This is a genomic window from Flavobacterium sp. NG2, from assembly GCF_034119845.1.
Taxonomy (GTDB): Bacteria; Bacteroidota; Bacteroidia; order Flavobacteriales; family Flavobacteriaceae; genus Flavobacterium.
The window spans coordinates 3,253,436-3,265,691 of record NZ_CP139420.1 but is presented as its reverse complement, the minus strand read 5'-3'; the positions used below and the strand labels follow the sequence as shown (position 1 = coordinate 3,265,691).

Genomic DNA, 12,256 nt, shown 5'->3' with positions numbered 1-12,256 from the left:
AAAATCGTTAATCAACAGTCTATAATTAATTTGATCATTTCAATCCGTTATTTCATGACGGAACGGAAATAAAAAAAAATGTAGTGAATCTTTGTGCATCCCTTTGTGGCTCTTTGTGGTTAAACTATTTTCATACTGTTTTTTTATAGCTATAAAGTATATCTTTGTTAAAAATTAATTCCACTCAAGAATATGTTGTTTTCTTTGATAATTCCGGTTTATAACCGTCCAGACGAAGTAGAAGAACTTTTAGAAAGTTTAGTGCAAACTACTTATAAGTCACCTTTTGAAATTGTTTTGGTAGAGGATGGTTCTACGCTTCGTTGTGAGGAGGTAGTGAGTAAATTCACCAACCAATTATCTATTTCGTATTACTACAAGGAAAATTCAGGACCTGGAGATTCTAGAAATTACGGAATGCAAAAGGCCAAAGGAGATTATTTTATCATTTTTGATTCGGATTGTATTATTCCTAAACAATACTTAGATGAAGTAGCAGCCGAATTACAATCGAATTATGTAGACTGTTTTGGTGGTCCTGATGCGGCACTGGATAGTTTTTCGGATATCCAAAAAGCCATTAATTTTACGATGACCTCTTTCTTAACTACTGGTGGAATCCGTGGTGGCTCAGAGAAGATTGGAAAATTTCAACCCCGTAGTTTCAATATGGGCTTGTCACGCAAAGCTTTTGAAGCTTCGAATGGTTTTGGAAATATTCACCCAGGTGAAGACCCAGATTTGTCAATTCGTTTATGGGAATTAGGTTTCGAAACCCGACTTTTTACAAAAGCCTTTGTCTATCATAAACGTCGTATTGATTGGGATAAATTCACTATTCAGGTGAGTAAATTTGGGAAAGCCCGACCTATATTGAATAGTTGGTATCCTAAATATAATAAGCTTACTTTCTTTTTTCCGTCATTATTTATCATCGGTTTTTTTATAGCCGTTTTTATGTTGATTTTTGCGAATGACTTTTTGTTGAAATTGTATTTTGTGTACTTTTTGATTTTGTTTGTAGCGTCAACAATAAAAAATAAAAATCCTAAAATTGGGTATTTATCAGTAGTAGCTGCTTGGAAACAATTTTACGGTTACGGACTAGGGTTTATGGAGTCCTATATTAAGGTGATTGTATTAAAACAAAAACCAGAAACTGCTTTCCCGGAATTATTCTTTAAAAAGTAAATCACTATATATAGGAAGCTAATATAATTAGTAAGTAGACTTTATGTTTATAAAGTTAATTTTTAGCCACAGATTAAATGGATTGGCACAGATTAATCTTTTTAATCCTTTTAATCTGTGGCTAGAGTTTTTATATATTCAAGCTGTTTTAGCTAAAATCTATACTTTTGAATTTAATTGAAATTAATAAAATGACGAAAACGATTGGATTAACAGGAGGTATTGGAAGTGGCAAGACAACAATAGCTACTTATTTTCAGTCAAAAGGGCTACCTATATATATAGCTGATGATGAAGCACGTAAAATCATGCAATCAGAGGCTGTGATTCAAGCTATAAAAAATACCTTCGGACAAACTATTTTTGAAAACGATATTTTAGTTCGCCAAAAATTAGCTGAAATTGTGTTTAACGATGCCGAAAAATTAAAACAGCTAAATGCTATTATTCATCCAGCTGTTAAAGCACATTTTAAAGAATGGTTGGCTGAAAAAAAAGACTTCCCCTATGTGATTTATGAAGCCGCAATTTTATTTGAAAGCGGTTCGTATAAAAATTTCGATATAATAATCAGTGTACTAGCTCCGTTAGAGATTAGAATAGAGCGAGTTATGAAACGTGATAAGAGTTCACGCGAACACATTTTAAAGCGTATGGAAGCGCAATGGACTGATGAAGAACGAATTTCAAAAAGTGATTATGTTATCGAGAACTCTGATTTAGATGAAGCTAAAAGAAAAATAGATGAAATTCTTAAAATTTTGAAGATTAAACAAAAAGAATCTTAAATGTTAATCTTTGGTTAATGCATTATTCTTCATAATGTTAAAATACTAAATTTGTTTCGATGAATAAATTGTTTTTTAGATTATTGGTTTTATTGATGAGTTTGTCTTTAATAGGCATAATTCTTGTTCAGGTGTATTGGTTTAATACTTCGTTTAAGAATAATGACGAACAATTCAAATTTCATGTCAAGCAAGTAATCGGTAATGTGGCTGATAAATTGCAAAAGCAAGAAGCGTATAGTTTTTACGATAAATACAACCATTACAAGGATAGTACAGGTAAAATTCCGCAAAAAGATGATTTGTTAGAATTTTATTATGTACAAAAAAATCCAAAAACAAATGAAACTATTGTTTATTCAAACAGTGTCATTTCTGAAGATTATAATATTTCCTCATCGTTCTTTGATAAAAAATTTAATAGCGAAAGATTTAAAAATTTTAGCTCTAAGCGAGTAACAGAGGTTTATAACAATAGCAGTATTGATAAGCCGAACTTTCAGCAAGAATTAACACCAAATGTTAAAATTGAAAAAACAGGGAGTTTAGATATCCTTGATAACGCACAATTTGAAATCTTTTTTAAAGATATTGCTTCGGTTATGCCTTTGGAAGAGCGTATTACAAATGAAAAATTGCATAAATTAATTAAAAAAGAATTAGAGCAATACGGCGTTAATACTAAGTTTGAATTCGCAATTTATAATAATGGTGTTGAGTCAAAGATAAAATCAAGCGGCTTTTGTAATAAGGAAGAAGGATATTCTATTCCTATATTTACAGATAATGAAGGAAACGAAAAATACAAGCTGTTTGTGATGTTTCCTAATAAAAAGAAGTTTCTTTTGTCAGAATTAGTAAGTATCACCGTCTTATCGATTATCTTTACTTTAATCATTCTGATTGCCTATACAAGTGCTTTGAATCAATTGATTAGACAGCGTCAGATTTCAGAAATCAAAACAGATTTCATTAATAATATGACGCATGAGTTTAAAACACCTATTGCTACGATTAACCTAGCCTTAGATGCGATAAAGAATCCGAAAATTATTGAAGACAAAGAAAAGGTCTTTAAGTATTTACAGATGATTCGGGATGAAAATAAGCGAATGCATGCTCAAGTTGAGAATGTCTTGCGTATTTCGAAATTAGAGAAAAAAGAACTAGATATTGAAAAGGAATCTACTAATATTGAAGAAATTATAGAAGATGCAATCGAGCATGTTAGCTTAATTTTGGAAGATAGAAAAGGAACCATAACCAGTCATTTTGAAGCGAGTCGTAGTTGTGTCTTGGTTAATGAAGGACATTTTACAAACGTCATCGTTAACATATTAGAAAATGCTATTAAATATTCGCCAGAGCCACCAGAGATAGATATTTTTACAGAAAATATTAAAGATATGATTTTGATAAAAGTACAGGATAAAGGACTTGGAATGAGTAAGGTAGCTCAAAAAAGAGTTTTTGAAAAGTTTTACAGAGAACATACTGGTGATATTCACAATGTAAAAGGGCACGGTCTTGGATTGGCATATGTAAAACGAATTGTTGAAGACCATAATGGTCAAGTTTATGTAGAAAGTGAAAAGGGAAAAGGAAGTACCTTTATAATAAAAATACCCCTAATTAATTAAGATATGGAAAATATAAATAAAAGAATACTCTTAGTTGAGGACGATTTAAATTTTGGAGCAGTCCTAAAAGATTATTTAATGCTAAATGACTTTGATGTTACCTTGGCAAAAAATGGAATGGAAGGTTTCGAAAAATTCAAGAAAGATAATTATGATTTATGCATCCTAGATGTTATGATGCCTTATAAAGATGGTTATACATTGGCAAAAGAAATTAGAGAAAAAAATAGCGAAGTGCCTATTATTTTCTTAACGGCTAAGTCAATGAAAGAAGATGTCTTGAAAGGATACAAAGCAGGTGCTGATGATTATTTAAACAAACCTTTTGATTCAGAAGTGTTGTTGATGAAAATAAAAGCGATTATCCAACGTAAATCTTCTGATGTAAAAGCTGAGCAAGTACAATTTGAATTTAATGTGGGTAAATTTCACTTGAACTCAAAACTACGATTCTTAACTTTTGACAATCAAGAGCCAATAAAGTTGTCTCCAAAAGAAAACGAATTATTAAAAATGTTGATTCTTCACGAAAATGATTTAATGCCAAGGGAGTTAGCTTTGACTAAAATCTGGAGAGATGACAATTATTTCACATCACGTAGTATGGACGTATATATTGCAAAATTACGTAAATACCTTAAACAAGATGAAAATGTTGAAATCCTGAATATTCATGGTGAAGGATTTAGACTAGTGGTTAAAAAAGACTAATATTAGAAAGCTTCGAGAAATCGGAGCTTTTTTTTTGAATTAAGATGAAGATTAGTTTGTGGTATTTTGTTCAAATTCAGGACAGTCAATACGAATATCTTCTTTTTTTAGTTTTTGTTGGAGTAAGTTGCAAAACGAATTTCCTTCGTTTAAACTATAATAACGGCAATTATAGCAAGTTCTTTGTACACTTATGATTTGTAATTGATTCAATTGCTGAATCATAGTGGTAATGGTATCCCATAAAACCAATTTGTCGTCAGGATTTGATTTTTCAATGATTTTCTTGAGAGGGTTGATGAAATCCTCTGTTTCTGCGACTATTTTTTGCCCTGATGCTGTAATTTTAATACTAAAACTGCGGCTGTCTTTTTTGTCAGTAACTTTAGTGATGAGTTGTTTTTGTTCCAATGTTTTAATGGTGTCACTAATAGTAGGTTTTGTAACATTAAACTCTTGAGCCAAATAGCTTACAGTATTTTTTTTATCGGAATGATATTGGATAAAAATAAGTAGTTGAATTTGTATTGGACTTAAATTTAAAGTTTTAGATTTTTCCCAAAGTAAGGTTTTAAAAACTTGCGAAATACGTTCTAAGCCCGCAATAATTTTGTTATCGAGATTAGAATTTTGATGGTCTAAATTAAAGATACTTTCCATACTATTTTATATAAAGAACCGAAAGTAGTGTACTTTCGGTTCTCAAAGTTAGTAATCCTAAATTTAATTATTAAAAAATAATTTTTAACTCAAAATCTGCATTAGGTTTTTATTAATTTTTTTACATAGATCTTTCTTCCGACAGCTCTGTGTTCCAATGCGGATTAGGGTTGTATTATTTTATCCTTTTACATCAGCGATAGATGCTCCAAAATTGATGTGGAGTACATTGCCGTTTGGTGTAACCAGTGCGGGTACACTTTTGATTCCAGCTTTTACAGCTTCGTCAATTTTTGTTTTTTCCTCACCCAAATGTACTATTTCAACATTTGACTGACCAATTAATTCGATAATGTCTTGTTCTGCACTAAGACAGACTGGACAACCTGCGTGGTAAAAAATTGATTTTTTCATGATAGTATTTTTTAAGGTTATTAAGTGATAGTTAAAGTACAATACAAAGTTAGTTAGTTGTCCTAACAAATAATAAAAAATAGAGCATATTTATTTAAATTTTAACGTTCTTAACAAGAAAACTAAATAGCGTAAAAACTAAGGAAGGGTATTTTTATTAAATTAGATTAATCATTGTATCCAAAGCAAGAATGAAAAAATTACTAGAAAATATAAAAAGTTGTAGAGTCTGTGAATCCTATTTACCATTTTTACCCCGCCCAATTGTTCAAGCAAGTGCTACATCAAAAATTGTAATTATAGGACAAGCTCCAGGAAGGAAAGTACAAGAATCAGGAATTCCTTGGGATGATCAAAGTGGTAAAGAGTTAAGACGTTGGCTTCAGGTAACAGATGAGCAGTTTTACAATCCTAAGTTATTTGCATTGATACCAATGGGTTTTTGTTTTCCGGGTTCAGGAAAAAGTGGAGACTTGCCTCCTCGTCCGGAATGTGCTCCTTTATGGCACCCACAATTATTACAGGAAATGAAGGAAGTGAAGTTGATAATCTTGATAGGTCAATATGCTCAAAAGCGATATTTAAAAGAACAAAGCAGTGTTAGAATAACGGATAATATCAAAAATTACCATCAGTTTTTACCACTCTATTTGCCATTAGTACATCCCTCACCTCGAAATAAAATTTGGCAAAAGAATAATCCTTGGTTTGAAGAGGAAGTCATTCCTGTTCTTAGAAATATTGTAAAAGAAGTGATTTAAACCAAGTTTAGCTGTAAAGCATAACAGTTTTTGTCTTCTTTAGTGATGCTAAAAACGATGGATTCATCGGAAACGTTTTCATGAATCACAACCTTATCTCTGAGTGATAGTTCTCTCATGAAATTCATTTCGAAGCTTTTTATTTCTTGATTTAAGATGATTTTTTCATCTACTAAATCCATGCACCATTCTAAGTACTTGACATTATTGACATGGTTGACAATGTCCAAATCAGACAGAATCACTGTTTTTTCAAACACTTCTTCTTTTTCAGGATTGATATCAATTTTGGAAAATGCTTCTGCAGTTGCTTTACGGTCGGGGAATAACTCAAAATGATCGTGAGGTAAATTCAGTAGTTCTGGACGCCGTTTTTCAGTATTAAAAACAGCCCAAAAGGTTTCACATCCTGCGATTTTATTTCCATTGACATACATTTCTAATGCACGTATAGAACGTGAATTCTCTAATGTGTTAATCCAAGTTTTTACTGTCACTACGTCGCGCCATTGTGGCAAAGCTGTGATCTCTACACGCATTCTACTCAAAACCCAAGCTTGATTAAATTCTTGCATATCACTAAAACTAATACCTCCTAAATCTGCATGCGTAGCGGCTGTAAGTTGCAATAAATTGCATAATTCAGTATATTTTAAACATCCAGATGGTAAGCATTGAGTGAAATTGATTTCATATTCTTTGCTGTAAACAGAGGTGAATAGAGATGATAGTGGCATTTTTTGGTTTTAGTTAAAAGTTATGTGTTATTGGTTAAAAGGTATTTGTTCAGTATTAGAATTTGGTTTATAGTATTGGATTTTGAATTAAATTATCGATTTAATTTCCCATCAATATATTTAATGATTGCTTCTTTTGGAGTTAAAAAATCAAACCATTTGGTGTTTTCGTCTCTTTTAAACCAGGTGAGCTGGCGTTTTGCAAACCGACGGGTGTTTTTCTTGATTTCCTCTATAGCAAAATCTAATTTGATTTCGCCCTCAAAAAAACTGAATAATTCTCGATAACCCACTGTTTGCAATGCATTTAATTCTTTGTGTGGGTGAAGTTTTTTGGCTTCTGCCAATAGCCCTTCGTTAATCATAATATCTACTCGTTGATTGATACGATTGTACATTATGGCTCTATCAGCTTCAAGACCTATGAGGATAGGGGTGAAGGAGCGGCTGTTTTTCTTTTGGTTTAAAAAAGAGGAATAGGGCTTTCCAGTACCAATACAAACTTCGACAAAACGCATCATGCGTTGTGGATTTTGTAAGGTTTGCGGGTTTTCGGTTGTGATAGTTTGGTAATATGTTGGGTCTAATTTTTGAAGTTGTTCTTGCAAAAAACCGATGCCTAGTTGTTCGTATTTTGCATTCACTTCGGCACGAATGGATGGATCAATTTCTGGGAATTCATCAAAACCTTTTAAAACAGCATTGACGTATAAACCTGAACCACCTACTAAGACCACATAATCATTGGTTTGAAATAATGCTTCGATTTTGGCAATGGCTTCTTTTTCGTAATCACCTACAGTGTAGTTTTCAAAAATAGATTTGTTTTGGATGAAATGATGTGTTGCCGAAGCCAATTCGGTTGGATTAGGAACAGCGGTTCCGATGCTCATTTCCTTAAAAAACTGACGGCTATCACAGGAAACAATTTCGCATTGAAAATGATTTGCCAATTGAATACTCAAGGCGGTTTTGCCAATAGCTGTGGGACCGATAATGGTAATTAGGTACTTCATAGTTTTTAGCCCAGATAGAAACGAAAACCCCGGACGACTGCAAGTTAGTATTTCTTGTTATAAAAGAGCGACTTTAGGAGCTCCTTTTATGACTTAGAAATACAACTTGAAGGAGGAGGAGTTGTAGTGTATAGCTGGAAATAGCTTCATAAAATAATTTATTCCTTTAGTATATGTCCGCATTGAGGACAATAAAGTGCGTTGTTAGGATATTCATCCTTGCCGCATCCAGGACAAGGAGCTTCGGGATGATTATGAATATATTGATGTCTTTTTGCAATTTCGGCGGTAACGATACCAGTAGGAACTGCTATGATGCCGTACCCTAAAATCATAACGAAAGACGCTATGAATTGTCCCAATGGGGTGACGGGTGAAATATCGCCATAGCCAACAGTTGTTAGGGTTACAATGGTCCAGTAAATACCCGCAGGAATGCTGGTGAAGCCACTTTCTTTGCCTTCGACAAGATACATGACAGAGCCAACGATGATGGTGATTATGAGAACAAAATAGATAAAAACAATGATTTTTCCTTTGCTGGCACTAATGGCTTCTTTGAGTTGTATCGATTGTCGGCTGAATTGTGGATGGTTTAGGATTTTAAACAATCGCATTAGACGCAGGGAGCGTACCACACTAAAGATGTTTGAACCGAGATAGAGAAGCGATAAATACATGGGTAAAATGGCAATTAAATCGATAATGCCATAAAAACTAAAGATGTATTTCCAAGGTTTATTAATGGTGAGAATACGTAAAATATACTCTACAGTAAAGAAAAAAGTAATTAACCATTCTAGAAAAACGAGCTCAAAATGGTATTTGGCATCAAATCCAGCAACGGTTTCCATCATAACCAATAGGACGCTAAGGAGAATAAGTCCTAATAAAATAAAATCGAATAAGCGACCTGCCCTAGTTGTAGTACCGTATATAATGATATAGACTCTTTGTCTAAAAAGCTGGTAATTTGATTTTATGTTTGTCATAATCTGTGGTTGAATGGTGGTCGTTTGGTTAGAACTTCATAATCTTATGGCCTTTATTTTTCTTGAGATAGGTTTGTATGATGTGTCTTGTTTCACGTGTGTTAGTCATAGGAATCAAAATGTTTTTAAGAATATCGATTTGAGTGATTTGATAGTTTAAATCATAAAAAGCATAACCTTTTAATTGTCCATTTTCGATTAAAATAGCAGAACGTTCGTTGATGGTGCGGCCTCTATCCACAATCACTATATTGGTATTCTCAAAATTGTTCTTATCGATGTATGATTTTACACGCTCATTGTATTCAGCTGCAGAAACTTCACCAAGGCAAGCGCCATCACATTCTTTAATTTTATGTTGGAAACAGGCTGCTTTAGTTTGGTACAAGCCCGTTAATTTTTGGCAGAGTTGGTAATCAGCTGTGATGCGAAATAAGGCATTTTTTCCATCTGTTTCATTGGCGTAAGAGGTGATTTCTTTTTTACGTCCGTCCGTTTTTTGCAATTTGAGATTGAGGTATCCGTTTTTGTCTTTTTCTGAATAAATAGACCAGGCTAAGCTGTTTTTACGTGGAATCCTGTTGTAAACAGGGCGGTTTTTCTTGATGGCTTCCGTTTCCTTTAAAATAGCAATCAATTCGTTTCCAGTTTCCTCATAAGTTACTGTAAAGACTTCTTTCTGTATTTTTTTAGCAGTATGGGTGATTCCAGTAAAATGTTGGTTTACTCTTTTTTTGATATTACGACTGCGACCAATATGAATAATAGTACCCGCTTCATTATGGATGAAATATACCCCAGTCTTGGCTGGTAATCCGTTGACGATATCAAGTAATTTTGGTGCAATTCCTTTTTCAACTTCAAGTTTGATGAAGTCTTTTACAATGTTTTTCTCAACGTCTTTTTCCAGTAACATTTTAAAAAGCTTTACTGTAGCTAAGGCATCACCACTCGCTCTATGTCTGTCGGTTACGGGGATTCCTAAAGCGCGAACTAGTTTTCCTAAGCTATAGGATTCTTGTTCTGGAATCAGTTTTTTTGCTAGTTCAACAGTGCAAATTGTACGGGATTCAAAATCATATCCTAAACGACGAAATTCTGTTCGTAAAATTCTATAGTCGAAGGTTGCGTTATGGGCAACAATTACAGTTCCTTCAGTCATTTCGATGATGCGTTTGGCAACTTCAAAAAACTTGGGAGCCGAGCGTAACATGGCATTGTTGATGCCGGTAAGTTTGACTACAAAGGGCTGAATTGGAATTTCAGGATTCACCAAACTGATAAATTGATCCACAATTTCATGGCCATCAAATTTGTAGATAGCAATTTCTGTAATTCCTTCTTCGTTGAATTGTCCTCCTGTGGTTTCTATGTCGAGTATTGCGTACAAAATAAGTATTCAGTTTTCAGTTATAAGTTTTCAGGTAATCTGAAATGCTTCGCCAGTTCGCTGGCGCTCGGGTCATAAATCGTTAATCAATAATCATCCATCATTTTCTCCCTCCAAATATACTACTTCCAATTCGAACCATAGTGCTGCCACATTCAATTGCTAATTGGTAATCACCAGACATTCCCATTGAAATAGTGTTCAGTTTACAGTTTGTAGTATTGATGTTTGGATCTGTAGATAGGTTTTCTTCTGTAGATAGGTATTGTAGTGCCTCTTTACTTTTTAATAGTTTATCAAAAATAGATTTTAAATGTAAAAATTCTTTTTTGACTTGGTTTTCATTATCCGTAAAAGTTGCCATTCCCATCAATCCTAGAATTTGAATGTTTTTCATTTCGCGGAATTCAGAAGAAGATAAAAGGCTATTTAATTCGGTTTCATCGAGACCAAATTTTGTTTCTTCTTCAGCAATATGAATTTGGAGTAAACAGTTGATTACACGGCTGTTTTTGGCTGCTTGTTTATTAATCTCTTTAAGTAGTTTTAAACTGTCTACTCCATGAATTAAACTCACAAAAGGCGCCATGTATTTGACCTTATTTGTTTGTACGTGACCTATCATATGCCATTCAATGTCTTTGGGCATTTGTTCCCATTTCTCGACCATCTCTTGGATTTTATTTTCACCAAAAATGCGTTGACCAGCATCATAAGCTTCCATTAAATCAGCAACAGGTTTAGTTTTGGAAACAGCAACTAAGGTTACCGATTGAGGTAAGCTTGCTTTTATATTTTGAAGATTTTGAGCTATTGACATATTGAAAAGGTATTATCAGATTTTTAATATTTTTTTAAACACATAGAGGCATAGATTAAATACATTGAGATCAGTCGCTTTGCTTAACATAGCAAACATAGCTATGGTTTTCTATTCTAAACGGAGTGCCTCCTTTTAAGAAAACAAATCTATGTCTCTATGTGTTAAAAAAAAACTTTTTTATGTGTTTAAGTAAACTGCTTCGCTACTTTTTCGGCTTTTTTATTTTCACTATAATCATAAAAACCTTCACCTGATTTCACGCCTAGTTTGCCTTCATTAACCATTTTAATTAATAATGGAGCAGGAGCATACTTCGGATTATTGAAGCCTTCATGCATCACATTTAGTATGGATAAGCAAACATCTAGTCCAATATAATCAGCTAGTTGTAATGGTCCCATTTGATGGTTCATACCTAGTTTCATGATAGTGTCAATTTCGAGTACACCGCCAATTTTGTTTTCTAGTGTTTCAATCGCTTCGTTAATCATGGGCATCAAAATACGATTGGCTACAAAACCAGGTGCATCATTAACTACCACTGGGTTTTTATCTAGTTTTTCAGCTAAAGCTACGGTGATTTTGGTTACTTCTTTGTTTGTTTTTTCTCCTTTGATAATTTCTACCAAAGGCATTAACGGAACAGGATTCATAAAATGCATTCCAATTACACGTTCTGGATGTGTCACCACAGTCGCAATTTCTGTAATCGAAATCGAAGAGGTGTTGGAAGCAAAAATGGTGTTATGAGGACAATATTCGTTTATTTTTTTGAATATTTTTAACTTCAGATCTCGGTTTTCCGTAGCGGCTTCAATCACAAAATCAACACCTACTACACCGTCTTCGATATCTGTATAAGTGATAATATTAGTTATGGTTTTAGCAAAATCATCTGATGTGATGCTACCTTTGATTAGCATTCGGTTTAGGTTAGTGGCAATGGTGTCCATCGCTTTGTCCAATGCTTTTTCCGAAACATCTATAAGTTTGACTACAAATCCGTGTTGCGCAAAAGTATGTGCAATTCCGTTGCCCATTGTTCCAGCGCCAATAACCGCTATTTTTTTCATATTAGGAAATATATTTTAGTAGTTACAAATGAACATTGAAGGTATGTTGTTTTTTAAACA

General features: G+C 33.4%; 13 protein-coding genes. 5 read left to right on the top strand and 8 right to left on the bottom strand.

Annotation, left to right across the window (positions count from 1 at the left end):
* The first annotated feature begins 192 nt into the window (after nt 1–192).
* The 4 genes from SLW70_RS13295 to SLW70_RS13280 all read left to right on the top strand — a co-directional run bounded on the left by SLW70_RS13295 (nt 193) and on the right by SLW70_RS13280 (nt 4,330).
* Entirely contained in the window at nt 193–1,191 is a 999-nt protein-coding gene (locus tag SLW70_RS13295) for a glycosyltransferase (RefSeq protein ID WP_320889022.1), read from the top strand.
* Between the two features lie 191 nt (nt 1,192–1,382).
* Nucleotides 1,383–1,979 (top strand): dephospho-CoA kinase, encoded by a 597-nt coding sequence (coaE, locus tag SLW70_RS13290; protein WP_320891799.1) that lies wholly within the window; start codon nt 1,383–1,385, stop codon nt 1,977–1,979.
* A 59-nt stretch (nt 1,980–2,038) separates the two neighbouring features.
* Nucleotides 2,039–3,619 carry a HAMP domain-containing sensor histidine kinase gene (locus SLW70_RS13285; RefSeq protein WP_320889020.1) on the top strand — a complete coding sequence of 527 codons (1,581 nt, stop codon included), beginning with the start codon at nt 2,039–2,041 and terminating at the stop codon, nt 3,617–3,619.
* A 3-nt stretch (nt 3,620–3,622) separates the two neighbouring features.
* Nucleotides 3,623–4,330 (top strand): response regulator transcription factor, encoded by a 708-nt coding sequence (locus SLW70_RS13280; protein ID WP_320889018.1) that lies wholly within the window; start codon nt 3,623–3,625, stop codon nt 4,328–4,330.
* Between the two features lie 51 nt (nt 4,331–4,381).
* Here the strand turns inward: SLW70_RS13280 and SLW70_RS13275 are convergent, their stop codons facing one another.
* Both SLW70_RS13275 and SLW70_RS13270 read right to left on the bottom strand, forming a co-directional pair.
* Complete coding sequence (locus SLW70_RS13275; RefSeq protein ID WP_320889016.1) at nt 4,382–4,990, bottom strand: MarR family winged helix-turn-helix transcriptional regulator; 609 nt, start codon at nt 4,988–4,990, stop codon at nt 4,382–4,384.
* A 180-nt stretch (nt 4,991–5,170) separates the two neighbouring features.
* Nucleotides 5,171–5,404 carry a thioredoxin family protein gene (locus SLW70_RS13270; RefSeq protein ID WP_320889014.1) on the bottom strand — a complete coding sequence of 78 codons (234 nt, stop codon included), beginning with the start codon at nt 5,402–5,404 and terminating at the stop codon, nt 5,171–5,173.
* A gap of 191 nt (nt 5,405–5,595) precedes the next feature.
* On the opposite strand from SLW70_RS13270, the gene SLW70_RS13265 reads away from it, so the two are divergent.
* Complete coding sequence (locus tag SLW70_RS13265) at nt 5,596–6,165, top strand: uracil-DNA glycosylase family protein (protein ID WP_320889012.1); 570 nt, start codon at nt 5,596–5,598, stop codon at nt 6,163–6,165.
* Here SLW70_RS13265 and SLW70_RS13260 read toward each other — a convergent pair.
* The 6 genes from SLW70_RS13260 to SLW70_RS13235 all read right to left on the bottom strand — a co-directional run bounded on the left by SLW70_RS13260 (nt 6,162) and on the right by SLW70_RS13235 (nt 12,196).
* Nucleotides 6,162–6,902 (bottom strand): acyl-[acyl-carrier-protein] thioesterase, encoded by a 741-nt coding sequence (locus SLW70_RS13260; RefSeq protein ID WP_320889010.1) that lies wholly within the window; start codon nt 6,900–6,902, stop codon nt 6,162–6,164. The genes SLW70_RS13265 and SLW70_RS13260 overlap by 4 nt on opposite strands.
* Before the next feature lie 92 nt (nt 6,903–6,994).
* Entirely contained in the window at nt 6,995–7,918 is a 924-nt protein-coding gene (gene miaA / locus SLW70_RS13255) for a tRNA (adenosine(37)-N6)-dimethylallyltransferase MiaA (protein WP_320889008.1), read from the bottom strand.
* Nucleotides 7,919–8,076: 158 nt separating this feature from the next.
* Nucleotides 8,077–8,910 (bottom strand): ion transporter, encoded by an 834-nt coding sequence (locus SLW70_RS13250; protein WP_320889007.1) that lies wholly within the window; start codon nt 8,908–8,910, stop codon nt 8,077–8,079.
* Nucleotides 8,911–8,938: 28 nt separating this feature from the next.
* Nucleotides 8,939–10,300 (bottom strand): exonuclease domain-containing protein, encoded by a 1,362-nt coding sequence (locus SLW70_RS13245; protein ID WP_320889005.1) that lies wholly within the window; start codon nt 10,298–10,300, stop codon nt 8,939–8,941.
* 100 nt (nt 10,301–10,400) lie between these two features.
* Nucleotides 10,401–11,120: a YggS family pyridoxal phosphate-dependent enzyme gene (locus SLW70_RS13240; protein WP_320889003.1), complete on the bottom strand. Its 720-nt coding sequence runs from the start codon at nt 11,118–11,120 to the stop codon at nt 10,401–10,403.
* A gap of 188 nt (nt 11,121–11,308) precedes the next feature.
* Nucleotides 11,309–12,196: a 3-hydroxyacyl-CoA dehydrogenase family protein gene (locus SLW70_RS13235; protein ID WP_320889001.1), complete on the bottom strand. Its 888-nt coding sequence runs from the start codon at nt 12,194–12,196 to the stop codon at nt 11,309–11,311.
* Nucleotides 12,197–12,256: the final 60 nt, after the last annotated feature.

Bases quoted from the DNA above. Each gene is read 5' to 3' on its own strand.
- SLW70_RS13295 (WP_320889022.1), top strand. From the start codon at position 193: ATGTTGTTTTCTTTGATAATTCCGGTTTATAACCGTCCAGACGAAGTA.
- coaE (WP_320891799.1), top strand. From the start codon at position 1,383: ATGACGAAAACGATTGGATTAACAGGAGGTATTGGAAGTGGCAAGACA.
- SLW70_RS13285 (WP_320889020.1), top strand. From the start codon at position 2,039: ATGAATAAATTGTTTTTTAGATTATTGGTTTTATTGATGAGTTTGTCT.
- SLW70_RS13280 (WP_320889018.1), top strand. From the start codon at position 3,623: ATGGAAAATATAAATAAAAGAATACTCTTAGTTGAGGACGATTTAAAT.
- SLW70_RS13275 (WP_320889016.1), bottom strand. From the start codon at position 4,990: ATGGAAAGTATCTTTAATTTAGACCATCAAAATTCTAATCTCGATAAC.
- SLW70_RS13270 (WP_320889014.1), bottom strand. From the start codon at position 5,404: ATGAAAAAATCAATTTTTTACCACGCAGGTTGTCCAGTCTGTCTTAGT.
- SLW70_RS13265 (WP_320889012.1), top strand. From the start codon at position 5,596: ATGAAAAAATTACTAGAAAATATAAAAAGTTGTAGAGTCTGTGAATCC.
- SLW70_RS13260 (WP_320889010.1), bottom strand. From the start codon at position 6,902: ATGCCACTATCATCTCTATTCACCTCTGTTTACAGCAAAGAATATGAA.
- miaA (WP_320889008.1), bottom strand. From the start codon at position 7,918: ATGAAGTACCTAATTACCATTATCGGTCCCACAGCTATTGGCAAAACC.
- SLW70_RS13250 (WP_320889007.1), bottom strand. From the start codon at position 8,910: ATGACAAACATAAAATCAAATTACCAGCTTTTTAGACAAAGAGTCTAT.
- SLW70_RS13240 (WP_320889003.1), bottom strand. From the start codon at position 11,120: ATGTCAATAGCTCAAAATCTTCAAAATATAAAAGCAAGCTTACCTCAA.
- SLW70_RS13235 (WP_320889001.1), bottom strand. From the start codon at position 12,196: ATGAAAAAAATAGCGGTTATTGGCGCTGGAACAATGGGCAACGGAATT.